Genomic DNA, 25,412 nt, shown 5'->3' on the forward strand with positions numbered 1-25,412 from the left:
CTAGGACGCAATTTCCTGGTAGGCGGCAAAGAGCAGGGACTGGTCTGGCACATCCAGGATCCCGGGACGCCCGATGCCGTCGAGCACCACGAAGCGCAGCAGGTCGCCACGGGTCTTCTTGTCCCGGCGCATGGCGTCGAGCAATGCCTGCCAGCGGTCGCGACGGTAGCTCAGGGGCAGCCCCAGCAGTTCCAGGATGCTCCGGTGCCGGTCGGCGTCTTCGTCGCTGAGACGGCCAACGCTGCGGGCGAGTTCGGCGGCAAACATCATGCCAACAGCGACGGCGGCACCGTGGCGCCACGAGTACCGTTCGGTCAGCTCGATGGCGTGTCCGAGGGTGTGTCCGTAGTTCAGGATTTCCCGCAGGCCGGTTTCCTTCAGGTCCTCGGAGACGACCTTGGCCTTGACGGCGATGGAGCGTTCAATGAGCTCGCGCAGCACGTCCGAACGCGGATCTGTCACGGCCTCGGGGTTTGCCTCCACGAGATCCAGGATCACCGGATCGGCGATGAAGCCGCACTTGACGACCTCGGCCATGCCGGAGATGAGCTCGTTGCGGGGCAGGGTGTCCAGGGTGTCCAGGTCAACCAAGACGCCGGCCGGCGGGTAAAAGGTGCCGACGAGGTTCTTGCCTTCGGCCGTGTTAATGCCGTTCTTGCCACCCACGGCAGCATCCACCATGCCCAGCAGCGAGGTCGGCAGCGTGACGAGTTTGACCCCGCGGAGCCAGGTGGCTGCCACAAAACCGGCGACGTCGGTCACGGCGCCACCACCCACGGCCACAACCGCGTCCGAGCGGGTGAAGTCATTCTTGCCCAGGACTTCCCAGCAGAAGGAGGCAACCTGGATGTGCTTGCCCTCTTCGGCGTCGGGAATTTCGGCCGTCAGCGTTGTGTAGCCGGCCGCCTCCAGATCATCCCTCACGGTGTCGCCGGTCAGGCGCAGCGCCCGGGGATGGATGACCAGAACTTTCTTGACGCGCTCGCCCAGCAGGGCTGGGAGCTGGGTCAAGAGTCCCCGGCCCACGACGACGTCGTAATTGTCCTGGGGAAGGGCGCCGGTGACCTTGATGACGGTGTTGGGGGTGGCTGCTGAATGGTCGGTGTTCTCAGTGTTCACGGTTTACAAATTCTCTTTCCTGGATTCTGCTGCCAGCAGGTGGATCAGCCGCTCAACAAGCTGCGGCACATTTGAATTGCTTACGTCGAGGGTGATGTCCGCGAGGCGTTCGTAGACGGGGCCGCGTGCGGCGGCAAGGCGCTGCCAGGTGCCCACGGGGTCGGCGGCCAGGAGGGGCCGCCCGGTGTTGCGGGTGATGCGCTCCCGGACGGTTTCAAGGTTGGCGCGCAGGAAAACAACTGTTGCCCGGGCAAGCAGCTGCTGGGTCCCGGAATCCAGGACTGCGCCGCCGCCCAGGGACAGGACCACGGGTTTGGACTTCGGTGCGTCCAACACCTCCGCAATGACACGGGCCTCGAGCTGCCTGAAGTGGTGCTCTCCCCTGGCCGCAAAGATTCTCGGCACGGGGCCGTGCTTGGCCACGATCTTGTGGTCCGAGTCGACAAAGCCGATCCCCAGCACGCGGGCCAGTTCGGCGCCGATCACCGATTTGCCCACGGCCATGGGGCCGACCATGACGATTGGCCGGCGGGGCGTGAAGTCCGGCGTTCCCACCGGTTCCTTGCCCGCGGCCATCAGTGACACGATCCCATCAGTGCCCCAGGGTATCCAGATTGGCGGGAATTGCCGCCAGGTAGCTGTCCATGTTGCGCTTGGTTTCAGTCATGGAGTCCCCGCCGAACTTCTCCACCAGGGCCTCCGCGAGCACCAGTGCCGTCATGGCCTCGGCAACAACGCCGGCCGCGGGCACGGCACAGACATCCGAGCGCTGGTGGTGTGCCTTGGCTGGTTCGCCGGTGGCCACGTCAACGGTCTTCAACGCGCGGGGCACGGTGGCGATGGGCTTCATGGCTGCACGCACGCGCAGCACGTCACCGATGCTCATGCCGCCCTCGATGCCGCCTGCACGGTTGGACGTGCGGATGATCCGGCCGTCTTCACCCCGGACAATTTCATCATGTGCGGCCGAGCCGCGGCGGGCTGCCGTGGCGAAACCGTCGCCCACTTCAACACCCTTGATGGCCTGGATGCCCATCAGGGCCCCGGCCAGGCGGGAGTCGAGGCGGCGGTCCCAGTGCACGTAGCTGCCAAGTCCCGGCGGCAGGCCGTACGCCAAAACCTCGACGACGCCGCCCAGCGTCTCGCCCTGTTTCTGGGCGGTGTCGACCTCCTCCACCATGGCGGCGGAGGTGTCCGTGTCGAAGCAGCGCAGCGGATCGGCGTCCAGCGCGGCAACGTCGGCAAATACGGGCAGTTCAGCAGTTTCCGGGGACGCGACGCCGGCAATCTGGACGGTGTGGCTGACAAGCTCAACGCCGACGGCGGCAAGAATCTGTGCGGCGACCACGCCGAGGGCCACGCGGGTCGCCGTTTCGCGGGCGCTGGCGCGTTCCAACACGGGGCGGGCCTCGTCAAAGGCGTACTTCTGCATCCCGGTGAAGTCGGCGTGTCCGGGGCGGGGGCGGGTCAGCGGGGCATTGCGGGCCTGGCCGTCCAGTTCGGCGGCATCCACGGGGTCGGCAGACATGATCTGCTCCCACTTGGGCCATTCCGAGTTGGCGATCTGGATGGCAACGGGGCCGCCCTGCGTCAGCCCGTGCCGGACGCCGCCCAAAATGGTGACCACGTCCTGCTCAAATTTCATCCGGGCGCCCCGGCCGTAGCCGAGCCGGCGGCGGGCCAGGGCGTCGCGGATGTGGGCGCTCGTGAGCTCCACACCGGCGGGCACGCCTTCAATAATTCCCACAAGGGCCGGGCCATGTGACTCTCCGGCGGTCAACCAACGCAACATACTCTCTATCCTGCCATGTTCTGTTCGTGGGGTTTCCGCCTGTGCACGCCAATTGCGTCGCACATCACATTGATGACGTCCCCTTGCTGGTCTGTTGCGAGCGTGCCGTATCCTCCGGCCGCAGCGAACAGCTTGACTTGTTCCACGCCTTGGTACAAAAGCATTTCAATTCCGGCCACCACGGTGCCGCCGCGCCCCTCCCACGCCTGTGCCAGCGCACTGGGCCATGGGTCGTAGGCCACATCCAGCAACACACCGGCCGCCGCGTTGCCCGTGGCCGCAAATTCCCCGGCCAGTGCGTCGGCGCCGCGCGGAGGCAGGGTGGAAATGACGACGTCGAACCCTGCCAGTGCACCTGCCGCGGCGTCAAAGGGTGCAAGTGAGGCGGGGGCACCCAGCGCCGCCGCCACCTCGAGCGTCCCGGCCGCCTTCCCGGGGTCCCGGACAAACACGGCAATTTCTATGGCGTCCAGTTCCACCAGCGCAGCAAGAGCTGAGACGGCCGTGCCGCCGCCACCCAGGATGGCGGCGCGCGGGCGCTCCCCCGCCCCGGCGTGGCGCAGCGCGTTCACAATGCCGGCCACATCGGTGTTGTCGCCGCGCAGGAAGGTGGTCCCGGCGTCGTCGTTCGTGGCAATGATGGTATTGACGGCACCCAGGGCCCGGGCCACCGGCGTCAGCTCATCGACAAGGTCCACGGCCGCATTTTTCAGCGGCATGGTCACGGACAGGCCGTACCAGTTGCCGTCGGCACGAACCTGGGCCAGGAGCGCGGCAAGCCCGGCAACCTCGACGTCGATCGCGCGGTAGCTGAAGTTGGCGCCGAGCAGCTGGTAGGCGGCATTGTGCAGCGCGGGCGATTGCGAGTGCCCGATCGGGTGCCCCAAAACCGCCCCTTGACGGGGAGTGTCCACCTACTCGCACTTCCCCGGGTTGTCATCGCACCAGGCGGTGTACTTGGCCACGTTGACCTGGTGCTGGGCAAAGGTCTCCGCGTACAACGTCTCGCCGGTCTTCAGGTTCACAGTCACCCAGAAGTAGTACGGATTGTCCTCCGGGTGTGCGCCGGCCTCGATGGCCTTGACCCCGGGAGAACCGATGGGCCCCACGGGCAGGCCGGTGTTGGCGAAGGTGTTGTACAGGTTCGACTTGTCGGCTTTTTGGGCCGCCGTGATGTTGTACGTCTTCAGGCCCAGGCCGTAGGCAACGGTGGCATCGGATTCCAGCCGGCCGCCCGTTTCGGCGTTGGGCTTGTTGATGCGGTTCTCGATGGCGCCGGAGATCATGGCGTAGTTCGCCGCATTGCCCTCAAACTCAATGATGCTGGCCACGGTCAGGACCCGGTACTGATCGTCGGGATCCGTCACTCCGGTGTCGGTGAGTGACTTCTTGGTGGCGTCGACCATTTCCGTCAGAATGCCCTCGGCGTCAAGCTCAATGGCGAAGCGGTATTCCCCCGGGGCCAGGTAGCCTTCGAGGTTCTTCGCCTTCTTGGGCAGGTCAAACAGCTCCGGCTGCTTTGCCAGCGCCTCAAAGTCTGCCTTGGGGATGCCGGTGCTCTTGGCCAGGACGGCGAGGGTGTCGCCAATGCGCAGGTTCTGTGCCACGGCTGCGTAGTGCACCTTGTCGTCGCTGACGGCCAGGAGGATGGTGACGGCGTCGGCGGCCTTCATCTGCAGCTTCATCCCAAAGGTGCCCGGCTGCAGTGAGCCGGTGCCGCCGGCAGCTGTCAGGGCATCGAGGAAGGCCTGCTCGCTGCCCACCACATCCTCGGCCTTGAGTTCGCTGGCCACCATCCGCGCGGTGGCGCCTTCCGGCACCACGACCTGCACCGAACTGGTGCCCGGTCCGGGATAGTCGGCGGGCGCGAAGCCGCCAATCATGGGTTTGACGGCCTGGACGGCGAAGTACACCACGACGCCGAAAAGCACCAAAATGGTGAAAAAGATGACGGTGCGGCGGCGCTTGCGCACACGCTTGGACACCCGGCTTGCACGTCGTGACGGCAGCGGCACCGCATAATCTTCCGTGTGCTCATGGCTGTCGGCCGGCTCGTGCCAAACCGACGGGGCAGGGTCGTGCCATTCCGCCGGCGCAGGCTCGTGGCCCTGGTAGTCAGGCTCGTGGCCCGGGCGGGCGTAGTCGTCCCCTTGGGCGTCGGCGGGGGCGCCGAAATAATCATTCATGGTGCCGGCGTCGTTTCGTCAGGCACGCCGATTTGCGTGGAAATGGTGGAAACCTCTTCATGGTCAGATGATCCGGCAGTCCCCACAACGCCCGGCCTCGGTACACGCACGGCTTGGCCAACAGTGCCTTTGCGCGCCCTTTGCATGTCAATGGCATGCTGCAATATCTCAACAGCGGCCACTTGATCTACTACTTTACGGTGTTCACGGCTGCTCATGCCAGCCCGGTGCAGCGCCTGGTGGGCGCTGACGGTTGTCAGGCGTTCGTCAATGAGGTGGACTGGAATGTCCTGCCCGGCTGCCTGCAACGCTGAAACCAGGATGCCCGCGTAGCTGCGCGCCATCTCCGCCGAGGCTTTTTCCGCACCCGCCATGGTGCGCGGCAGGCCCACAAAGATCTGGCAGGCGCCGCGGGCGGCTGCCTCCCGGACAACGACCTTGACGTCGCTGTTCCGTTTCAGGTCCCGACTCAGGGTTTTGACCGGGGTTGCCAGGATGCCATCGGGGTCGCAGGCGGCCAAACCAACGCGGACCATGCCCACGTCAACACCCAGTTTGACCCCCTGCGGGAAGCTCAGCTCCGTCATCGAATCCCTACGGCCGATTCTTCACGGCGTCGCTGACGGCCGTCAGTGCCGCATCAATGGCATTGACGTCGGAGCCGCCGCCCTGTGCCATGTCCGGCTTGCCGCCGCCGCCGCCGCCCAGAATGCCTGAGGCCAGCTTGACCAGGTTCCCTGCCTTGATGCCGGCTTCGCGGGCCGCCTCGTTGGTGACGATCAAAACGATGGGGCGGCCGTTGCTGGCACCGGCCACGGCAATGGTCGACGGCGCCGAGCCGAGCCGGTCGCGCAGGTCAAGTGCCAGCCCGCGCAGGTCATCGGCGCTGCTGACGTCCCCGGCGTTGTGCGCAATGACACGCACCCCGTTGGCGTCCACGGCCGTGCCTGCAAGGTTGGCTGCGGCGGCGCCGAGTTGTTCCTTGCGCAGCCGGTCCAGTTCCTTTTCCGCCGTCTTGAGCTTGGCCAGGGTGGCGGCAACACGCTCCTGGAGAAGGTTCGAGGGCACCTTGAGCATGTCCGTGAGTGAGGAAACAAGGGCACGCTCGGCGGCGAGGTGGCGGAAGGCGTCCATGCCGACAAAGGCCTCAACGCGGCGGTTGCCGGAACCGACCGACTGCTCGCCCAACAGGGTCAGGGAGCCGATCCGGGAGGTGGCGTCAACGTGGGTGCCGCCGCAGAGCTCGCGTGACCAGGCGCCGTCGATCTCCACCACGCGCACCTCGGAGCCGTAGTTTTCGCCAAACAGCGCCGTGGCACCGAGCGCCTTGGCGGCGTCCAGATCCATGACCTTCGTGTCGACACGGTAATTGTTGCGGATGGCGACGTTGGCCACCTCTTCAATTTCCGAGCGCGTTGCGGGGCTCAGCCCTTCGCCCCAGGCAAAGTCAAAGCGCAGGTAGCCGGCCTTGTTGAAGGAGCCGCGCTGCAGGGCTTCCGGGCCGAGGATCTGGTGCAGGGCTGCGTGCACAATGTGAGTGCCCGTGTGTGCTTGTTCCGCTGCGTGGCGGCGTTCCCGGTCGACGGCGGCACGCACGAGCGCGTCCGCCGGCAGTTCACCTTCGCGCACGATGGCGCGGTGCACGCTCAGGCCCTTGATGGGGCGCTGCACGTCGAGGACTTCCACGACAAAGCCGTCACCGGTGATCAATCCGGTGTCTGCGGCCTGGCCGCCGGCCTCGGCGTAGAACGGTGTGGCGTCCAGGACGAGGGAAACCTCGTCCCCCGTTGAGGCATGCGCCACGGCTGCACCGTTGGACAGGATGGAGCGCACGCGCCCCTCGCCCTCAAGTTCGGTGTAGCCGGTGAAGACCGTTTCGCCCTTGGCGAGGAGGTCGTGGAACACGGACAGGTCTGCGTGGCCACTCTTCTTGGCCTTGGAGTCCTTCTGGGCGCGTTGGCGCTGTTCGAGCATGAGCGCGCGGAAGCCGGGCTCGTCCACGGCCAGGCCCGCCTCGCCGGCCATTTCCAGTGTCAGGTCAATGGGAAAACCGTAGGTGTCGTGCAGGGCAAAGGCCTCTTCGCCGGAGAGCGAGGTGTTGGCTGCCTTGGATTCCTTTACGGCCTCTTCCAGGCGGGCGGTGCCGCTGGCGATGGTGCGCAGGAAGGACTTTTCTTCGGCGTAGGCGATGCGGGAGATCCTGGCGAAGTCGGTCTCCACCTCGGGGTAGGCGCCCTTCATGGCGTCACGGGACACCGGCAGCAGCTCGGGGAGCACGGCCGTTTCCACGCCCAGCAGGCGCATGGAACGGACGGCACGCCGGATCAGGCGGCGCAGCACGTAGCCGCGGCCCTCATTGGTGGGCGTGACGCCGTCGGAAATCAACATCAGCGAGGAACGGATGTGGTCGGCAACAACGCGCAGGCGCACGTCGTCGATGTGGTGCGGATCGGCCGGGTCCTCGGTGGAGGTGTACTGCTTGCCGGACAGCTCGGCGGCCTTGTCCAGGACGGGGCGGACCTGGTCGGTCTCGTACATGTTCTCGACACCCTGGAGAATCATGGCCAGGCGTTCCAGGCCCAGGCCCGTGTCAATGTTCTTGTTGGGCAGCTCGCCGACGACGTCGAAGTCGACCTTGGACGTGACATTGTCGATCTGGTACTGCATGAACACCAGGTTCCAGATTTCAATGTAACGGGTCTCGTCGGCGATGGGGCCGCCGTCAATGCCATATTCGGCGCCGCGGTCGTAGAAGATTTCCGAGCACGGGCCGGCAGGGCCGGGCTGGCCGGTGGACCAGTAGTTGTCTTCCTTGCCGATGCGCTGGATGCGCTCAACGGGGACACCCACCACGTCTCGCCAGATCGCGAAGGCTTCGTCGTCTTCTTCGTATACCGTTACCCACAGCCGATCGGCTGGGAGCCCATATCCGCCGTCGTCCATGGAACTGGTGAGCAGCTCCCAGGCGTAGGGGATGGCGGCTTCCTTGAAGTAGTCGCCGAAGGAGAAGTTGCCGCACATCTGGAAGAACGTGCCGTGCCGGACGGTCTTGCCGACCTCTTCGATGTCGCCGGTGCGGATGCACTTTTGCACGCTGGTGGCGCGCTTGAACGGCGGCACCTCGCGGGCGGTCAGGTACGGGATGAAGGGGACCATGCCGGCCACGGTGAAGAGCAGTGACGGGTCGGAGGACACCAGGGAGGCTGAGGGCACGGGGGTGTGTTGCTTGCTGGTGAAAAAATCTACCCAGCGGCGTGCAATGTCGTGCGTTTTCATTAGCCTGGTGGCTCCTTCATAGATCTAGAGGTCTAGCATTCTGGCGCTCCTGCCGCGTTGCGGCGGAACGGGTGTCAAATCCATTGCCTTGGCTTGTTGCAACGCACGCCGGCTCCGGTTCAGTCCTGCTGCGGTGCTCGCCATCCCGGTGCCAGCCGTGACTGCGTTGCATGCGTTGCAAGGTGCCGTTTGACTTGCGTAGTGGCGCCTAAGACTGTTTGGTGGCGTCCGGCGGCCTAGTGGCGCGCGGTTTTGGGTGCCTGGTCAACGCCCAGTGCCACCCGCAAATCAGTTTCACGTTCATCCATGTTCTCACGCAACGCGTCGGCAAAGTCGTGGACGGCATCGCTGACGCGGCCCACGGCGCGGTTGAGGCCTTCGGGGCCGATTGCGCCCCGTGCCGCGGCAATTTTGCGGGCGGCGACAACGCCGATGGTGATGCCCACGCCGAGCCAAAAGATTTTCTTCATCAGTTTTTGTCCTTCAGTGGCTTCTTTTAGCGGCTGCGCCGGGCGCGCACGGGCTTCCTGCGGCCGGCAACGGCCTGGCGGACACCATAGGAAAACGCCGCCACCTTGATCAGCGGCGAGCCGATCGTTGCTGCCACGAGCGCCGACAGTGCTGAGATGTTCGCGGTGGCGTCGGAGACGTTGTTGGAGATCCCGTCCACCTTGCCCAGCTGCGTGTTGGTTGTGGCGACCGTGGCGGTAACCTCGTCAATGAGCGGCGTGGTGCCGTCGCCAACCTGCTTGATGGTGGTCCGAATTTCATCGAACACCTTGCCAAGCTTGAAAATGGGTACGGCCAGCAAAGCCACCAAGACGGCAAAAACGCCTGCCGCAATCAATCCTGCAATGTCGCCACCACTCATGTGCGTGCCGCCTCAATTCCTTGCTCGTTGGCCGGTTGGCCGTTGTCCGCAACTCGCTGCTTGTGCCGCAGTGCTTGTTCTCGGGTTCATGCGCTCTGGTACTTGCCGCCTGGTGCCTGTGGCAACATGTTTCCCAAACACCTTAGTCCAAAAGATGGGCGGCTTGGGCGACAACGCAGCTTTCCATGCCACCAGTTTTGCCTACAAAACAGCCCGCGGCGGGGCCGCGGGCTGTTTTGTGTTTCAAGCTGCGAGTTACTCGAGCCCTACTTGGCGCTAAATGAATTTAGCGTGAGTAGAATTCAACAACCAGCTGCTCTTCACAGGTTACGGGAACCTCGACACGCTTCGGACGGCGAACCAGGCGGGCCTGCAGGCTCTCCAGCTTCACATCCAAGTAGGCCGGGACGGCGGGGAGCACGTCGCGGTGCGCGCCGGCTGCAGCAAGCTGCAACGGAGCCATGGTCTGGCTGCGCGGGTGCACGTGGATCAGCTGACCCTCGGCAACGCGGAACGACGGGCGGTCCACGCGGGCGCCGTCAACCATGATGTGGCGGTGCACAACCAGCTGGCGTGCCTGGGCGGTGGTGCGGGCGAAGCCTGCACGCAGAACCAGGGCATCCAAACGGCTTTCAAGGATCTCAACCAGGTTTTCACCGGTCATGCCCTTGGTGTGCTTGGCTTCTTCGAAGGCACGGGTCATCTGTGCTTCGCGGATGCCGTACTGGGCGCGCAGACGCTGCTTTTCGCGGAGGCGTACTGCGTAGTCGCTGTCCTGCTTCTTGCGGGCACGGCCATGCTCACCGGGGCCGTACGGGCGGCGCTCCAGGTACTTGGCGGCCTTCGGAGTCAGGGCAATGCCGAGGGACCGCGAAAGGCGGGCCTGCCGGCGGGCACGTGTGTTGTTAGCCACTTGTGTCCTTCCAATATGTGCAATAAGTGTTTGGCTGGCCTCCATTGTGGAGAGTTGGGGCTATTGCAACCCATCGCTGCAGCACCTGGGCATGGACAACAATTCGCGCCAGGGCGCGGGAAATACCCGCTGTGAGGATCGTGATGTTGTGCATGGAGCCAGAGCTTGCCAGTGCGGGGTCAACTCTACCACCCGCACGGCGTGCACTGGCTCCCGCTCCCGAAACCCGGCGAGTGGTGAGTTGCGTGGCTTCTGCGTTGAAGCAGCCGCCGGAGGGGACGCGTTATTTCGCCGAACCGGTGCCGCGGATGATCTCCCGCAGCCGGGTGAGCCGCGGACCCAGCTCGCGTTCATGCCCGTTGCCCGTGGGTGTGTAGTAGTTCTTGCCCACCAGGTCGTCGGGTGGATATTGCTGGACGGCGATGGAGTGGGGGGCGTCGTGGGCGTAAATGTAGCCCTTGCCATGGCCCAAGCCGGCGGAGCCTGCATAGTGGGCATCACGCAACGGCGCCGGCACAGTGGTGCCCTTGCCTGCCCGGACGTCGGCGATGGCGGCGAAAATGCCGTTGCACGAGGCGTTGGATTTCGGTGCCGTGGCCAGATGCACCACGGCCTGGGCGAGGATGATCTTGGCCTCCGGCATGCCAACGAGCGCCACGGCCTGGGCGGCGGCCACGGCCACCTGCAAGGCGGTGGGGTCGGCCATGCCAATGTCCTCGGAGGCTGAAATCATGATGCGGCGGCTGATGAAGCGCGGGTCCTCCCCCGCCTCCAACATCCGGGCGAGGTAATGCAGGGCTGCGTCAACGTCGGAGCCGCGCACGGATTTAATGAACGCGCTGATGATGTCGTAGTGCTGGTCCCCGGCCCTGTCGTAGCGCACGGCGGCGGCATCAATGGCCCGCTCAGCCACGGCCAGGTCGATATTGACCGGCTCATCGGTCTGTGCGTCCTCAGCCGGCAGCTCGGACAACGCCACGCCGGCGGCGGCCTCAAGGGTTGTCAGGGCGCGTCGGGCATCGCCGCTCGCGAGCCGGACCAGGTGGTCCATGGCTTCATCGGTCAGCGACACCAGGCCGTCCAGGCCGCGCTGGTCCGTGACGGCCCGTTCCAACAGGCCGTGGATGTCCGCATTGGTCAGCGGCTGCAGGGTCAGCAGGATGGAACGCGAGAGCAGCGGCGCAACCACTGAAAACGAGGGATTCTCGGTGGTCGCGGCAATCAACACCACCCAGCGGTTTTCCACCCCGGGCAGCAGCGCATCCTGCTGGGCCTTGTTGAAGCGGTGGATCTCATCCAGAAACAACACCGTGGTGCGCCCGTGCAGGTCCCTGTCGGTCAGCGCCTGGTCCATGACCCGGCGGACGTCCTTGACCCCGGCTGTGATGGCCGAAAGCTCCACGAACTTCCGGCCCGGCCCGCGCGCAATGACGTGGGCGAGTGTGGTTTTCCCTGTCCCGGGCGGCCCCCACAGCATGACGGAGGCGGGCCCGGCGGCTCCCCCGGCGCTGCCGCCGGCCGCCAGCATCTGCAGCGGCGAGCCCGGGCCCAACAGGTGCTGCTGGCCCACAACCTCGTCAAGGCTGCGGGGCCGCATGCGCACCGCCAGGGGGCTGCGCGGGCGCGCACCCGAATCGGCCGCCCCGCCACCAAAGGCGAGGGTGCCGTCGTCGTCCGCGTCGTCGTCCCCGTGAAGGGCGCTAAAGAGGTCACTCACCCCCTAAGGCTATCGCCCGGTAGTGTGGCAGCGTGAACCACGCCCAGCGCACCGCCCATGTCCCCGCCGACCGCCTGACCGGCTGGGTGGACCGTTTCACCGCCGCACACCAGGGCCTGGAGTCCGCCGGTGACACGGACGACGGCGTGATGCTGGCCATGCGCGACGGCGCCACCGCACTGCTCGCCCCGCCGTGGCCCGACGACGGCAGGCCCGGCCGGGGTGCCGGGCTCGTGGAACGGTTGGTTTCACTGGCAGCGCAGGAGCGTCGGCTCGGCCTGGTGCTGGTGCGCCGTGGAGGGTACGCAGTCGGTGTGGCCGTGGCCGGAAAGCTGGTGGCGCACAAGGTGGGCACCGCCTCCGCGAGGTCCCGGGGCGGAAATCACGGCGCGGCAGTGGCCGAGCGGGCCGTTGCTGAAGCCGTGAAAGTTTTTGCCGGTCAGGGCTTTGAATATCTGGCGACAGGCGGGGACAAGCAACTCATTGAATCTGTACTGGCCTCGCCGCAGCTCCGCACAGTGGCGGGACGGCCGAGGCTTGTTCCGCTGCCCGTGACGGATCCCAAAATGGTGGTGTTGGAGAAGGCGGCCGCGGATTTCTGCGCCGTGCGGATCCAGATCACCGACGCCTGACCGCCGGTCAGCAGGCGCCCAATGAACGGCGCAGCGGGGCCTGGCGGTAGTGGTAGCGGCCCACTTCAGTGAATCCTGCGGCCGCATACAGCGCCTGAGCCCCGGTGTTCGCAGCCGTCGTCATGAGCCACAGACGTTCCGCATTGGCCGCCGACGCCTGGCGCAGCAGTTCCGACAGCACGGCACCCGCCACGCCCCGGCGCCGGAAGTCGGGATGGGTGGCCATGCCGTATACGCCGGCCCAGCCGTCCACGATGGTGAGCCTGCCGGTTCCCACCACCTCCCCGGTGTCATTGCGGGCGGCGGCGTACAGTGACGGCACCCCGGCGAGGATTCGCCCGGCAAGCTGTTTCTCCGCAGCCCCTCCCCTGCCATCAACGGCCCACCACAAATCCAGCCATTCCTGCGACGGAGCGTCCGCCACGTCGACGCGGACGCCGGCAGATCCGGGAACCTGGCTGACAGCCACCGCTGGGACCGGGGTGGCCGTCGGCACCGGGGTGGCCGCCATGATGATGGTTTCGGATTGCCGCGAGTAGCCCCGCGTGTCCAGAAAGGATTCCAAGGCGGCGTTTTCAGGCTTGTGGGTGAGCTGGAAGATCACCGGTTGCCGCCGTGCGGCGTACCAGTCTTCCGCCGCCCGCAACGAAGCGGCCGAGCCGCTGCCTTCGGAAACGGGCCAAATGGAGTTGGCCCGCTGCGTTACCCCGCCCGCCGAGCGCAACTTCCAGCCGTCCGCCGTCGAACTTTCCAGGGCGGGCCACGCAGCGTCCATGAGGGATTCCAGGACGTCAAGGGAAGACTGTGCGGTTTCCGGTTTCAGCATTGAACAATGCTAACGTCCACCCGCACGCGGGCTGGCACGCAAGGCGGGCATGCAAAAGGCCGGTCTCCCAGCTGGGAGACCGGCCTTTCGCACGGGTGTTACTTGCTGTCAGCCTCAGGCTTGGCTTCGGGCTTGAAGTCCACGCCGGCTTCCTTGCGCTGCTGCGCCGTGATCGGGGCGGGTGCCTCGGTCATCGGGTCGTAGCCGCCGCCGGACTTCGGGAAGGCAATGACGTCGCGGATGGAGTCAACACCGGCCAGCAGGGACACGGCACGGTCCCAACCGATGGCGATGCCGCCATGGGGCGGGGCGCCGAACTTGAAACCATCCAGCAGGAAGCCGAATTTCTCGTCGGCTTCAGCCTCGGAGATGCCCATGACACCGAACACGCGCTCCTGCACGTCGCGGCGGTGGATACGGATGGAACCGCCACCGATTTCGTTGCCGTTGCAGACAATGTCGTAGGCGTAGGCCAGGGCCTCGCCCGGATCGGTGTCGAAGGTGTCCATGAACTCGGGCTTGGGCGAGGTGAACGCGTGGTGCACGGCCGTCCAGGCGCTGTGGCCCAGGGCCACGTCGCCGGAACCAACGGCAACGCTGGTGGGTTCGAACATGGGCGCGTCCACGATCCAGACGAAGGCCCAGTCCTTGGGGTCGATCAGGCCGGTGCGGTGGCCGATCTCGACACGGGCAGCACCCAGGAGGGAGCGTGAAGTGGAAACCTCGCCGGCGGCAAAGAAGATGCAGTCGCCGGGCTTGGCGCCAACGGCGTCGGCCAGGCCGGCACGCTCGGTGTCCGTCAGGTTCTTGGCAACCGGGCCGGTCAGCTCGCCCTCGTCCTTGACCAAGACGTAGGCCAGGCCCTTGGCGCCGCGCTGCTTGGCCCATTCCTGCCAGGCGTCAAGCTGGCGGCGGGGCTGTGAGGCTCCGCCGGGCATGACAACAGCACCAACATAGGGTGCCTTGAAAACGCCGAACCCGGTGTCCTTGAAGAACTCCGTCATTTCGGTCAGCTCCAGGCCGAAGCGCAGATCCGGCTTGTCGGAGCCGAAGCGGGCCATGGCGTCGCGGTACGTCATGCGCTGGATCGGCATCGGAATCTCAACGTCGATCAGCTTCCACAGCTCGGAAACAACCTTCTCGCCCAGGGCGATGATGTCGTCCTGGTCGACGAAGCTGGCCTCGATGTCCAGCTGCGTGAACTCCGGCTGGCGGTCCGCACGGAAATCTTCGTCACGGTAGCAGCGGGCAATCTGGTAGTACTTCTCGAAGCCACCCACCTGCAGGAGCTGCTTGAACAGCTGCGGCGACTGCGGCAGCGCGTACCAGGAACCCGGGGCCAGGCGTGCCGGCACCACAAAGTCACGGGCGCCTTCCGGCGTCGAACGCGTCAACGTGGGGGTCTCAATCTCGGTGTAACCCTGCTCGTGCAGCAGGTTGCGGGCCACACGGTTCGCCTCGGAGCGCAGGCGCAGGTTGCGCTGCATGCCCGGGCGGCGCAGGTCCAGGTAGCGGTGCTTCAGGCGCGCTTCCTCACCAACCTCCACGTGCTCGTCCACCTGGAACGGCAGGGGTGCCGCTTCATTAAGCACGACGACGTCATCGGCCATGACTTCAATCTCACCTGTGGCGAGGGTCGGGTTTTCGTTGCCCTCGGGGCGGCGGGACACCGTGCCGGTGATCTGCAAAACAAACTCGTTGCGCAGCGCATGGAAGACTTCTTCCTCGCGCACCACAATCTGCGACACGCCCGACGCGTCCCGCAGGTCGAGGAAGGCGACTCCGCCATGGTCTCGGCGGCGGGCAACCCACCCCGAGAGCGTGACAGTTTGGCCAATGTGTTCGGCCCGCAGGGAGCCCAGGTCATGTGTGCGCAGCACAGCATTCCTTTCAATCGTGGTGAACAGCCCGGTCCGGGCCGCAAAAATGAGTCTGTCTGGAAGTTTACCGGTGATTCGTTGCGCCGCTGGTCGAGGCCGGCCCGGCTGGCCCGTGGTGCCGCTGGAGCTGCGGTTCCCGGAGCGGGGATGGATTTCCGCGCACGGTCCGAGGAACGAGGGACGGGCGAGAAATCTTACTGCCCGCGAGGGAACCGCAGCGCAAGCGGCGGGCCGGCGCCCGGAGCCGCACCTTACGCCTTGACGATTTGCGGGCTCAGGTCAACGGACGGGGGCAGCCAGGCGGCCGGGTCGGCGGCAAGCTGGTCACCGGAGCGGATGTCCTTGACCTGGTGGGCACCGGTCTCGTCCGTGAACCAGACGTAGGGGATGCCGCGGTTGTCGGCGTACTTGATCTGCTTGCCGAACTTGTCGGCCTTCGCGGCGACCTCGGTGGAAATGCCGCGGGCGCGCAGCGCAGTCGCGACGTCCTGGGCGCCCGACCAGCTGTCCTCGTCGGTCAGGGTGACAAGCACCGCGGTGGGGACGCTGCGGGAGGCCTTGGCGAATTCCTGGCTCAGGATGCGCGCCACCAGCCGGGTGACGCCGATGGAGAGGCCGACGCCGGGGAACTTGCGGTTGCCCTTCGAGGCAAGTGCGTCGTACCTGCCTCCGGAGCAGATGGAGCCCAGCGCTTCGTGGCCCACGAGCACCGTTTCGTACACGGTGCCTGTGTAGTAGTCGAGGCCGCGGGCAATGGAGAGATCGGCCACAACGGAGCCGGGTGCGCTTTTCACGGCTGCGGCGATGACCTGTTCTAGTTCATTCAAGCCTTCCTCCATGAGTTCGTCGCTGACGCCCAAGGCGCGCACGGCGGCTACGAAGGAGGTGTCCTCGGTCCGGATGGAGGCCAGGGCCAGGGCCTTGGCGGCCTGTTCCTCTGTGGCGCCGAGTTCGGTCTTGAGCAGCTCCGCCACCTTCCCGGCACCGATCTTTTCGAGCTTGTCGATGCTGCGCAGCACCCCGGCCGTGTCGGTCAGGCCGATGCCGCGGTAGAAGCCCTCGGCCAGCTTGCGGTTGTTGATGCGCAGCTTGAAGGCTGGAATCGGCAGGGCGGAGAGTGCCTCGGCGATCACCAGCGCAAGTTCCACGTCATAGCGGAAGGGCAGGACGCCGTCGGCCACCACATCGATGTCAGCCTGGGTGAACTCGCGGTAACGGCCGTCCTGGGGACGCTCGCCACGCCACACCTTCTGGATCTGGTAGCGCCGGAACGGGAAGGACAGGTGCCCGGCGTTCTCCACAACGTAACGGGCAAAGGGCACTGTCAGGTCAAAGTGCAGGGCCAGCGCATTGGGGTCGGACTTGGCGGCGGTGGCGGTGTTGCCGTCGTCGTCCTGCAGGCGGGAGAGCCCGTAAACCTCTTTGTCGATCTCACCCTTGCGGAGCAGGTGGCCCACGGTTTCCACGGCCCGCGTCTCGATGGAACCGAAGCCGTGGAGCTCAAAGGTGCGCCGCAGCGTGTCGAGCACGTGCTGTTCCACCAGCCGCTCCTCGGGAAGCAATTCGGGGAAACCTGACAAGGAGGCTTTGCGTGCCATGGGTGTTGCTCTCCTAACATGCACCGGATCCGTGGGTTCGAGCGGGATGCGGCGGGACGGGTATGCGTGATCGTGTGCGGCTTGCCCTGTCATGCTCGCCGCTGTGCGGCGGATCCATGGGTAAACTGACACCGTCCGCCATTTTATAAGGTTTGGCGGACCACCCCTAACTTACCCCGCCCGAGTGAAACTGTGCCGGGTGAACATACCGTCCGATTTGAAGGAGAGGCACAGTTGGTCAACAGCAATAAGTCCAGCCGGGAAGCAAAGTCACGCGTTGCACGCATGGAGGCCAATCAGGCGCTGCATGTGGAGCAGCTGCAGCGGCGCAAGCGTGACAACTTGATCGCCTTCATCGCCATTGGCGCCGCCCTTGTCCTTGCCGTTGTCCTGGCCCTGACAGTGTTCACGCCCAAGGACGACGTCGACGGGGCTGCGGCCCCCGAGGCCGGCCAGGACGCTTCGGCGGAGCCCAGCGCCGCACCTTCCGAGAGTGCGCCCGCCACCAGCAGCCCGGCCGGAACCAACAGCCCCACCGTCCCGAACGCCGACACGGCCGCGGGCAAGACGTTCACCGGCACACTGACGCTGAACGGCAAGCCGCTGGGCGTTGAGCTGGATGGCACCAAGGCCCCGCAGGCCGCCGCCGTGTTCAAGTCCCTGGCCGACTCCGGTTTCATGGCCGGCAAGAACTGCCACCGGCTGGCCGACGCGCCCGACTTCGGGGTCCTGCAGTGCGGCTCGCTCAAGGGCGACGGCGCCGGTGACCCCGACTACCAGTGGGGTCCGGTGGAGAACACCCCGGCCGACGGCAAATACCCTGCCGGAACCATTGCGGTGGCCCGCGCCAACACCACCTACTCCAACGGGACCCAGTTCTTCATCACCTTCAAGGACACCGTTCTTGGCCAGCAGGATGGCGGCTACACGATTGTTGGCAAGGTCACCAGCGGCCTCGACGCAGTCACGGCAATTGCCAAGGACGGGATCGAAGGCGGCAGCACGGACGGTGCACCCAAGACCAAGGTGACGATAGACTCGTTGCAGCTCAAATAATTTTCACCCGGCCATCCCCGGACAGGCATTTGCCTGGGCACCAGGGAAAAGCACCACGACGGGCCCGGCCAGACCCGTCCGCACCACCTGCCAGTATCCAACCAGCGAAAGATTTTTAGCGGTGACACACAGTCAAGAATCCGACGAAACACTTGCCCCTGTAACAGAGACAGCCTCAGCCACTGAGCCTGCTTCAACGACAGAGCAAGACACGACTACAGTGCCGGCAACACCAGCACAGGAAAGCTCGACGCCGGAGCCTGCCGCCCCGGCGCAGCCCCCCGTTCCGGCCCCCGCACCTGCAGCGGCACCAGCGCCAGCAGCGGCCCCCGCTCCGGCGCCTGCTCCTTCGCCGGCTGCTTTTGCCGCCCGGCCCAAGGCTCCTGCCGCAGCCGCCGCGCCCACGCCGGCTCCAGCAACTGCCGCTGCTCCGGCAGTGAACCTGGCCGAAGCCGCCAAGTTCGGCCGGGCCGAGGACGACGGACACGTTTTCCTGCTCCTGGATGGCGAAGAGTTCCCTGTGGGGCAGTACCCGGGTGCCAGCAAGGATGAGGCCCTGTCCTACTTTGCCCGCAAATTTGAGGACATCCTCGCCCAGGTCGCCCTGCTTGAGGCACGTGTTGAGGCCAAAGCCCCCACAGCCGACATGAACAAGACAGTCGGGCACCTGCGCGAGCAGCTGGCCGAACGCACCTCAGTGGGCGACGTCAACGCCGCCCTGGCCCGCCTCGACACGCTCGAGAAGAACATCAAGGCCCTCGCCGGCGCGGAGCGCGCCTCCCACGACGCCGCCCGCAGTGTTGAACTGGCTGCGCGTGAAGCGATTGTGGCAGAGGCCGAGGGCATTGCCGCTGAAGATCCCGCCGCCATTCAGTGGAAGGTCAGCAGCGCCCGCATGAATGAACTCTTTGAGTTCTGGAAGCAGGCCCAAAAATCCGGGATGCGCCTGGGTCGTGCCACCGAGGAGGGACTGTGGAAGCGGTTCCGCAGCGCCCGGACGGTCTTTGACCGCCACCGCCGTGCGTACTTCTCGCAGCTGGACAACAACAATGCTGCCGCGAAGACGGCCAAGGAAGCCTTGATTGCGGCTGCCGAGGAGCTCTCCACGTCCACCGAGTGGGGCTTTGCTGCCGGGGAGTACCGCCGTCTGATGGACCAGTGGAAGAGCTCTCCCCGGGCCAGCCGCAAGGATGACGACGCCCTGTGGGCCCGTTTCCGTGGTGCCCAGGACAAGTTCTTTGCCGCCCGCCAGAGCGCCAACAACGCCCTCGATGAGGAATTTGGCGCCAATCTGGTTGTCAAGGAGGCCTTGATTGCCGAGGCGCAGGCACTGCTTCCCGTCAAGGACCTGAACTCCGCCAAGAAAGCGCTACAGGGCATCCGTGACCGCTGGGAGGAAGCCGGCAAGGTTCCCCGCGACGACATGCAGCGTGTTGAAGCCGGCCTGCGCAAGGTTGAGGACGCCGTCCGCGCCGCCGACGAGGACAACTGGCGCCGCAGCGACCCGGAAGCCAAGGCACGCACCAGCAGTGCCCTGACCCAGCTCGAGGCCACCATCGCCGGTCTGCAGGAAGACCTCGAGAAGGCCCAGAAGGCCGGGGACGCCCGCAAGGTCGCCAAGGCAACTGAAGCCCTCGCGGCCCGTCAGCTGTGGCTGGAGCAAATCCAGAAGGCAGCTGCAGACTTCTCGTAATCCAACAGCTGTTTTGCGGGGCCTCCGGCCCGGGTTGTCCACAATCCGGTCCGGAGGCCTTTTTGTTGCCCCGGCCAAGGTGCAGTCTTGGTTCATGAATGACTCCCCCTCGGCCGCGGCTGCGCTTGTTGTCCCCGGCACCGCGTTCGTCCTCGCCGAACTGCATGCCATGAAACTTGACGGCGTGCTGGTCCAGGTCATTGGCGAAGCGTTCCGTCCGGCCGGCATAGACGAGACCCCGGCCCTCCGCGCTGCCGCCCTGCAGCACCACATCCCCGCCGCACTGACGCAGCGCGCCGCACTTGGCCAGCTGTCGGCCGCGTGGGTGTACGGCTGCGCTCCCCTGCCCCAAGTGATTGCCCTGCTGCTGGGCAACGACGGCAACAGCGCCTCGCTTCCCCCGTTCAGCGGCTGCACCGTGCGCCAAGTGTATTTTGAACGTTTCGACGTGCAGGGAATTGGCGGCGTCCCCGTCACCAGCCCGCTGCGCACAGCCTTGGATGTGGCAAGGAGCGCACCCGAACCGCTGGCCCGGGCGGTGCTGGCCGCGATGGTCCGCCAGCCGTCCCTGCACTGTCCGCTCGGACGGATCCGCCAGGCCCTCCGTGCCGCAGCGCATGTTCCCGGCAAGCTCAGGGGCCAGGCATTGCTGCAAAGCATGATGGACGGACCCTTGCCGCATTCGCCCCCACATTAAGGTCCCATCATCCGCACGCCCTCCATGAATGCTTCCTGATTCCCCTGCCGGCTTGCGGGGGCACCGGGCTTCTGCTGGGGATTCACCGCCATCACCAGCTGGAAAATCCACACGCGTGGCAAGGCTACGGCAATGCGGTGGCCCAGCGGGACAGGCCGGCTAGGCGCGGCGGTGCGACCCGGTTGAGCGGTAGACGTCGAAGACGCCGTCGACCCGACGGACGGCGTTCAACACGTGGTCCAAGTACTTGGGGTCGCCCATTTCAAAGGCGAACTTGGAGATGGCCACGCGGTCGCTGGAGGTGTTCACGCTGGCCGCCAGGATGTTCACATGGCTTTCAGACAATACCCGCGTCACATCCGAGAGCAGGTTCTTGCGGTCAAGGGCCTGCACCGAAATTTCGACGAGGAACACCCCGGACTGGGTGGGCGCCCATTCAACCTCAACCAGCTTGTCGGGCTCCCTTTTCAGGTTCAGCAGGTTGGGGCAGTCCTGGCGGTGGACGGAAATGCCCGAACCCTTGGTGACGAAACCGGCGATGGGATCCGGCGGCACAGGCGTGCAGCACCTGGCCAGCTTCACGAGCACATCCTCCACGCCGTGGACGATGACGCCGGAATCGGACACGCGCGAGCGGGCGCTGGGCACGTGCGTCTCCAGCCGTGCGGGCGCATCCTCGATGTCGTCATTGGCCCCGATCAGCTCGCGCAGGCGTTCAACAACTGACTGGGCGGAGGTGTGACCGTCGCCGACGGCGGCGTACAGTCCGGCAATGTCGACGTAGTGGAAGTGCTCGGTGACGGCCATCAGCGCGTCATGGGTCATCATTTTTTGCAGCGGCAGGTTTTGCTTGCGCATCGCCTTCGTCAGCAGGTCCTTGCCCTTTTCAATGGACTCGTCGCGGCGTTCCTTCGAGAACCACTGGCGGATCTTGTTGCGGGCACGGGCACTCTTGACAAACTTTTGCCAGTCCTGGCTGGGCCCGGCACCTTCTGCCTTGTTGGTGAAGATCTCCACCGTGTCGCCGTGCGCCAGTTCGCTGTTCAGCGGCACCAATTTGCCGTTGACACGGGCTCCGATGGTCCGGTTCCCCACCTCCGTGTGGACGGAATAGGCAAAATCGACCGGGGTTGACCCCTCGGGGAGGGCAATGACCTGACCCTTGGGAGTGTAGACGTACACTTCCTTGGTGTTCATCTCGTAGCGCAGGGACTCCAGGAACTCGTTGGGATCGCTGGTTTCCTGCTGCCAGTCAACAAGGGTCCGCAGCCAGTTCATGTCCTCCTGGACACTGACGGGGGCCTTGTTCCCTGACTTGTACTTCCAGTGGGCGGCCACGCCGTATTCGGCCCGCTGGTGCATTTCAAGGGTGCGGATCTGGATTTCGACAAGCTTGCCGCCGGGTCCAACGACGGTGGTGTGCAGCGACTGGTACATATTGAACTTTGGCAGCGCAATGTAGTCCTTGAACCGGCCAACGAGCGGGCTCCACAGGGCATGAATCTGCCCCAGTGCGGCATAACAGTCACCCACGGTGTCGACAAGCACACGAACCCCGATGAGGTCATTGATGTCGTCAAAGTCCTTGTTGCGCACCACCATTTTTTGATAAATGGAATAGTAGTGCTTTGGCCTGCCGGTGACATCGGCCTTGAGCTTGGAGACCCGCAGCATTTCGACAATCTCACGCCGGATGATGCTCAGCTGCTTTTCGCGCTCGGGCGAACGGTCCTGGACCATCCGCACTATTTCTTCGTACACCTTGGGATACAGTGCGGCGAAGGACAGTTCCTCAAGCTCCCACTTCATGGCGTTCATGCCGAGACGGTGGGCCAGCGGCGCAAATATGTCGAGTGTCTCCCGGGCCTTCTTGCCGGAAGAGGATGCGGAGACAAAACGCCAGGTGCGGGCATTGTGCAGCCTGTCGGCCAGCTTGATGACCAGCACCCGGATGTCCTTGGCCATGGCGATGACCATTTTCCGCACGGTCTCGGCCTGGGCTGCCGCACCAAACTCAACCTTGTCGAGCTTGGTGACGCCGTCCACAAGCATCATGATCTCGGAGCCAAAATCACGTTCCAGCTCGGCCAGCGTGTACGGGGTGTCTTCCACCGTGTCATGCAGGAGTGCCGCGGCCAGGGTGCTGCCCGTCATCCCCATGTCGGCAAGGATCGTGGCAACGGCGACGGGGTGGGTGATGTACGGGTCGCCGCTCTTGCGCTTTTGGCCCTCATGGTATTTTTCCGCCACGGCAAACGCGCGCTGGATGAGGTCGAAGTCTTCCTTCGGGTTCCTGGCCCGCACAATGCGCAGCAACGGCTCTAGGATGGGCGAGTAGTTTTCGTGCGACCATCCGGTCAGCCGGGCAAGCCGGGATCTGGTGCGTTCACGGCGTCCCGGAAAAGTGGGCCTTGGCTCGGCCGGGCGGCTGCCCGGGGCGCCAGTGCCGGGACCCGTTGTGCTGCTGTTCTCAGTCATAATCTCATGCGAGGGCGATTGATCGTTCAACGCATTGCCTCCCTCACGCACTTGCTCACCATGCGCCCCCACTCCGGGGCATTAATCAAGTCTAAGGTGCGCGGGCGGCAAATTTGACCAAAACAAAGCCGGGGCCGGATGCATGGCATCCGGCCCCGGCCTTCCCAACACCCATGTGGGCTGGGCACCCGGCTGCTAGACGGCGTCGACCGTTTCTGCCGCCTTGCGCTGCTGGACCTTCTTGGCCTGCTTGGCCAGCTCCGGTTCCCGCTCGCGCAGCCATGAGTACATGGGGGCGGCCACGAAAATGGTGGAGAAGGTGCTGACGATGATGCCGATGAACAAAGCCAGCGACAGGTCCCGCAGGGTGCCGGCGCCGAGCAGGAAGGCACCGATGAACAAAATCGAGCCAACCGGCAGAACGGCAACCATCATGGTGTTGATGGAGCGCACCAGGGTCTGGTTGACGGCAAGGTTCACTTCCTGGGCGAAGGTGCGCCGCGTGGACTTGGTGATGTCGGCGGTATTCTCACGAATTTTGTCAAACACCACCACGGTGTCGTACAGCGAGTAGCTCAAAATCGTCAGGAAGCCGATGATGGCCGACGGCGTGACCTCAAAGTTGGAGGCCGCGTAGACTCCCGCCGTCACCACCATGACAACGAGCAGGCCGACCATGGCCGCAATCGACATCCGCCAGGTCCTGAAGTACAGGGCCATCAAGATGGTGGCAAGGAACACAAACACAAAGAAACCGATGATGGCCTGGCGGGAGACGTCCTGGCCCCAGCTCGGTCCCACGTACGTGGAGGCGATGTGGTCTTCCGTCACGCCGTAGGCGGACTTCAGCGCATCCTTGACCTTCAGCGTTGCGTCGTCGCTGAGCTTGTCGGTCTGCACCTGCATGGTGTCCGCCGCGATGTTGGTGACGACGGCCGTCGTGCCTGGTGCGGCCTTGGCCACAGCGGCCTCACCGATGGTCACATCGGTGTGTGCGACCTGCGAAATGGTGAACTGGGAGCCGCCGCGGAAGTCAATGCCGAAGTTGAAACCGCCGCCCAGCAGGGGGATCAAGATGGACAGCAGCACGGCAACGCCGGCAATGCCGAACCAGATCTTGCGTTTTTCAACGAACTCGTAGGACCGTTCACCGGTGTACAGTTCATTGCCAAAAGTGGCGAAACTCTTCATTACTTGCTCTCCTTGGAGTCGTCACTTGACTCGGGCTTTGCAGCCCCGCCGCCCCTGCTGCCGGCCATTTCATTTTCCTTCGCCGCGAGGCGGCGTTCGGCAATGGTCTGGCGGCGTTCTGCTTCGCCTGCGGCGCGGGCGTTCTTGCCCTTCACTACTTGCATGGTCTCGTCCGGAGTGCGCAAGCGGCCGGCGCCACGGTACAGCGGAATGGCGCCAAGCTGCTTCGGGTCAAGGCCGGAGAAGGCATGGCCCTCACCGAAGAACTTCGTGCGTGCCAGCAGCTGCAGGGCCGGGTGGGTGAACATGAAGACGACCATGAGGTCTGCCACGGCTGTCAGGCCGAGGGTGAAGGCAAAGCCCTTGACGCTGCCAACCGACACGAAGTAGAGCACCAGCGAGGCCAGAATGTTGACGGCCTTGGAGGCCAGAATGGTGCGCCTGGCGCGCGCCCAGCCGTTCTCAACGGCAGCCACAAGGCCGCGGCCGTCGCGCAGTTCATCCCTGACACGTTCAAAGTAAACAATAAACGAGTCTGCGGTCTGGCCGATGGCGACGATAATGCCTGCCACACCGGCCAGGGAAAGCCGGTAGTTTTCCGCCCAGCCGAGCAGGATGATGGCCAGATACGTGATGGCGCCCGCAATGACAAGGGACAGGATGGTGACAAAACCCAGGGCGCGGTACTGGAACAGCGAATAGATGACAACCAGGAGCAGGCCAATCAAACCGGCCATGACACCCATCTCCAGCTGCTGCAAACCAAGGGTTGCCGAAATCTGGATTTCGCTTTGGATCTCGAAGCTGATGGGCAGCGAACCGAATTTCAGCTGGTCGGCCAGCGCCTTGGCGCTGTCCTCGGTGAACTGGCCGGTGATGGAAGACTGGCCGTCGGTGATGACAGCCATGGACGCCGGGGCGGAAATGACGCTGTCATCGAGGACAATCGCAAAACGCGACTGCGGGTCATCGGGGTTGGCCTGGTATTTGGCGTTCAAGCGCTGGGTGACAGCCTTGAAGGCCTGTGCGCCTTCAGGCTTTTGCAGCGTCAGCTGAACCGACCATTCGTTGGTCGTGGCACCCTGTGCGCCCGCCTGCAAACCGTAGGAGGCGTCCTTGATCCACTTGCCGGGAACTTCCACCGGACCAAGAATGTACTTGATGCCGTCTTCGCCACAGCTGACCAGCGGCTTCTTGCCGTCGGAGGTCGTGGGCCGCTCGGTGAGCGGCTTGATGCAGCTGGTGGCTTCAAACTGCTTCATGAGCGCAGCGTCAACCCAATTGGTGTCGCTGGCGTTCTCGGGTGCTGCGGTCGGCACCGGAAGCTTGTCTTCCGGAGTCCTCTCGGCCTCCGGCACCGCCCCTGATGGCGTCTGCGTTGCCGCAATGACGGGGCGGAAGTTCATGTTGGCCGAGGCCTTGATGAGGTTGCGTTCCTCGTCCGTGGGCTTGCCGGGCATGCTCACAACAACGTTGCGCCCGCCCTC

21 protein-coding genes are annotated in these 25,412 nt (G+C 65.0%); 4 read left to right on the forward strand and 17 right to left on the reverse strand.

The window, feature by feature from the left end:
• The 11 genes from aroB to ACT3TS_RS14585 all read right to left on the reverse strand — a co-directional run bounded on the left by aroB (position 1) and on the right by ACT3TS_RS14585 (position 11,874).
• Complete coding sequence (gene aroB / locus ACT3TS_RS14535; RefSeq protein ID WP_444532230.1) at positions 1 to 1,119, reverse strand: 3-dehydroquinate synthase; 1,119 nt, start codon at positions 1,117 to 1,119, stop codon at positions 1 to 3.
• A 3-nt stretch (positions 1,120 to 1,122) separates the two neighbouring features.
• Positions 1,123 to 1,695, reverse strand: coding sequence for a shikimate kinase (locus ACT3TS_RS14540; RefSeq protein ID WP_444532250.1), 573 nt, complete (start codon positions 1,693 to 1,695; stop codon positions 1,123 to 1,125).
• Positions 1,696 to 1,711: 16 nt separating this feature from the next.
• A complete protein-coding gene (aroC, locus tag ACT3TS_RS14545) occupies positions 1,712 to 2,911 on the reverse strand; it encodes a chorismate synthase (protein WP_444532231.1) in 1,200 nt (399 codons plus the stop codon).
• Positions 2,912 to 2,916: 5 nt separating this feature from the next.
• Positions 2,917 to 3,825, reverse strand: a complete 909-nt coding sequence (locus ACT3TS_RS14550) for a shikimate dehydrogenase (protein ID WP_444532232.1) — start codon at positions 3,823 to 3,825, stop codon at positions 2,917 to 2,919.
• Complete coding sequence (gene mltG / locus ACT3TS_RS14555) at positions 3,826 to 5,097, reverse strand: endolytic transglycosylase MltG (RefSeq protein ID WP_444532233.1); 1,272 nt, start codon at positions 5,095 to 5,097, stop codon at positions 3,826 to 3,828.
• Positions 5,094 to 5,684 (reverse strand): Holliday junction resolvase RuvX, encoded by a 591-nt coding sequence (ruvX, locus tag ACT3TS_RS14560; protein WP_444532234.1) that lies wholly within the window; start codon positions 5,682 to 5,684, stop codon positions 5,094 to 5,096. The genes mltG and ruvX overlap by 4 nt, the downstream gene beginning before the upstream one ends.
• 7 nt (positions 5,685 to 5,691) lie before the next feature.
• On the reverse strand, positions 5,692 to 8,373 hold the full coding sequence (gene alaS, locus ACT3TS_RS14565; RefSeq protein WP_444532235.1) for an alanine--tRNA ligase: 2,682 nt from the start codon (positions 8,371 to 8,373) through the stop codon (positions 5,692 to 5,694).
• Positions 8,374 to 8,609: 236 nt separating this feature from the next.
• Positions 8,610 to 8,843, reverse strand: a complete 234-nt coding sequence (locus ACT3TS_RS14570; RefSeq protein WP_444532236.1) for a hypothetical protein — start codon at positions 8,841 to 8,843, stop codon at positions 8,610 to 8,612.
• A 26-nt stretch (positions 8,844 to 8,869) separates the two neighbouring features.
• A complete protein-coding gene (locus ACT3TS_RS14575) occupies positions 8,870 to 9,244 on the reverse strand; it encodes a DUF948 domain-containing protein (protein ID WP_444532237.1) in 375 nt (124 codons plus the stop codon).
• A gap of 286 nt (positions 9,245 to 9,530) precedes the next feature.
• Complete coding sequence (rpsD, locus tag ACT3TS_RS14580; protein ID WP_444532238.1) at positions 9,531 to 10,157, reverse strand: 30S ribosomal protein S4; 627 nt, start codon at positions 10,155 to 10,157, stop codon at positions 9,531 to 9,533.
• A gap of 283 nt (positions 10,158 to 10,440) precedes the next feature.
• The gene (locus ACT3TS_RS14585) at positions 10,441 to 11,874 is read right to left on the reverse strand and encodes a replication-associated recombination protein A (protein ID WP_444532239.1); all 1,434 of its coding nucleotides are present in this window, start codon (positions 11,872 to 11,874) and stop codon (positions 10,441 to 10,443) included.
• 32 nt (positions 11,875 to 11,906) lie between these two features.
• On the opposite strand from ACT3TS_RS14585, the gene ACT3TS_RS14590 reads away from it, so the two are divergent.
• The gene (locus tag ACT3TS_RS14590; protein WP_444532240.1) at positions 11,907 to 12,506 is read left to right on the forward strand and encodes an acVLRF1 family peptidyl-tRNA hydrolase; all 600 of its coding nucleotides are present in this window, start codon (positions 11,907 to 11,909) and stop codon (positions 12,504 to 12,506) included.
• A 7-nt stretch (positions 12,507 to 12,513) separates the two neighbouring features.
• Here the strand turns inward: ACT3TS_RS14590 and ACT3TS_RS14595 are convergent, their stop codons facing one another.
• The 3 genes from ACT3TS_RS14595 to hisS all read right to left on the reverse strand — a co-directional run bounded on the left by ACT3TS_RS14595 (position 12,514) and on the right by hisS (position 16,810).
• Positions 12,514 to 13,332, reverse strand: a complete 819-nt coding sequence (locus ACT3TS_RS14595; RefSeq protein ID WP_444532241.1) for a GNAT family N-acetyltransferase — start codon at positions 13,330 to 13,332, stop codon at positions 12,514 to 12,516.
• Positions 13,333 to 13,430: 98 nt separating this feature from the next.
• On the reverse strand, positions 13,431 to 15,212 hold the full coding sequence (gene aspS / locus ACT3TS_RS14600; RefSeq protein WP_444532242.1) for an aspartate--tRNA ligase: 1,782 nt from the start codon (positions 15,210 to 15,212) through the stop codon (positions 13,431 to 13,433).
• A 251-nt stretch (positions 15,213 to 15,463) separates the two neighbouring features.
• Positions 15,464 to 16,810 carry a histidine--tRNA ligase gene (gene hisS / locus ACT3TS_RS14605; RefSeq protein WP_444532243.1) on the reverse strand — a complete coding sequence of 449 codons (1,347 nt, stop codon included), beginning with the start codon at positions 16,808 to 16,810 and terminating at the stop codon, positions 15,464 to 15,466.
• Between the two features lie 234 nt (positions 16,811 to 17,044).
• On the opposite strand from hisS, the gene ACT3TS_RS14610 reads away from it, so the two are divergent.
• The 3 genes from ACT3TS_RS14610 to ACT3TS_RS14620 all read left to right on the forward strand — a co-directional run bounded on the left by ACT3TS_RS14610 (position 17,045) and on the right by ACT3TS_RS14620 (position 20,256).
• The gene (locus ACT3TS_RS14610) at positions 17,045 to 17,866 is read left to right on the forward strand and encodes a peptidylprolyl isomerase (RefSeq protein WP_444532244.1); all 822 of its coding nucleotides are present in this window, start codon (positions 17,045 to 17,047) and stop codon (positions 17,864 to 17,866) included.
• 121 nt (positions 17,867 to 17,987) lie between these two features.
• A complete protein-coding gene (locus tag ACT3TS_RS14615) occupies positions 17,988 to 19,559 on the forward strand; it encodes a DUF349 domain-containing protein (RefSeq protein WP_444532245.1) in 1,572 nt (523 codons plus the stop codon).
• A gap of 94 nt (positions 19,560 to 19,653) precedes the next feature.
• The gene (locus ACT3TS_RS14620; protein ID WP_444532246.1) at positions 19,654 to 20,256 is read left to right on the forward strand and encodes a hypothetical protein; all 603 of its coding nucleotides are present in this window, start codon (positions 19,654 to 19,656) and stop codon (positions 20,254 to 20,256) included.
• 159 nt (positions 20,257 to 20,415) lie between these two features.
• Here ACT3TS_RS14620 and ACT3TS_RS14625 read toward each other — a convergent pair whose 3' ends face one another.
• From ACT3TS_RS14625 to secD, 3 genes are all read right to left on the reverse strand, one after another.
• Positions 20,416 to 22,734, reverse strand: coding sequence for a RelA/SpoT family protein (locus tag ACT3TS_RS14625; protein ID WP_444532247.1), 2,319 nt, complete (start codon positions 22,732 to 22,734; stop codon positions 20,416 to 20,418).
• A 195-nt stretch (positions 22,735 to 22,929) separates the two neighbouring features.
• Positions 22,930 to 23,925 (reverse strand): protein translocase subunit SecF, encoded by a 996-nt coding sequence (gene secF, locus ACT3TS_RS14630; RefSeq protein WP_444532248.1) that lies wholly within the window; start codon positions 23,923 to 23,925, stop codon positions 22,930 to 22,932.
• Positions 23,925 to 25,412: protein translocase subunit SecD (secD, locus tag ACT3TS_RS14635; protein ID WP_444532249.1), on the reverse strand; the 1,488-nt coding region annotated here is incomplete at its 5' end. The genes secF and secD, both read right to left, overlap by 1 nt.

Source organism: Specibacter sp. AOP5-B1-6 (genome assembly GCF_052376555.1).
Classification (GTDB): Bacteria; Actinomycetota; Actinomycetes; order Actinomycetales; family Micrococcaceae; genus Specibacter.

Coding starts and splice junctions, on each gene's coding strand:
- ACT3TS_RS14540 (WP_444532250.1), bottom strand. CDS start 1,695: ATGGCCGCGGGCAAGGAACCGGTGGGAACGCCGGACTTCACGCCCCGC.
- aroC (WP_444532231.1), bottom strand. CDS start 2,911: ATGTTGCGTTGGTTGACCGCCGGAGAGTCACATGGCCCGGCCCTTGTG.
- mltG (WP_444532233.1), bottom strand. CDS start 5,097: ATGAATGATTATTTCGGCGCCCCCGCCGACGCCCAAGGGGACGACTAC.
- ruvX (WP_444532234.1), bottom strand. CDS start 5,684: ATGACGGAGCTGAGCTTCCCGCAGGGGGTCAAACTGGGTGTTGACGTG.
- alaS (WP_444532235.1), bottom strand. CDS start 8,373: ATGAAAACGCACGACATTGCACGCCGCTGGGTAGATTTTTTCACCAGC.
- ACT3TS_RS14570 (WP_444532236.1), bottom strand. CDS start 8,843: ATGAAGAAAATCTTTTGGCTCGGCGTGGGCATCACCATCGGCGTTGTC.
- ACT3TS_RS14575 (WP_444532237.1), bottom strand. CDS start 9,244: ATGAGTGGTGGCGACATTGCAGGATTGATTGCGGCAGGCGTTTTTGCC.
- ACT3TS_RS14595 (WP_444532241.1), bottom strand. CDS start 13,332: ATGCTGAAACCGGAAACCGCACAGTCTTCCCTTGACGTCCTGGAATCC.
- hisS (WP_444532243.1), bottom strand. CDS start 16,810: ATGGCACGCAAAGCCTCCTTGTCAGGTTTCCCCGAATTGCTTCCCGAG.
- ACT3TS_RS14620 (WP_444532246.1), top strand. CDS start 19,654: ATGAATGACTCCCCCTCGGCCGCGGCTGCGCTTGTTGTCCCCGGCACC.
- ACT3TS_RS14625 (WP_444532247.1), bottom strand. CDS start 22,734: ATGACTGAGAACAGCAGCACAACGGGTCCCGGCACTGGCGCCCCGGGC.
- secF (WP_444532248.1), bottom strand. CDS start 23,925: ATGAAGAGTTTCGCCACTTTTGGCAATGAACTGTACACCGGTGAACGG.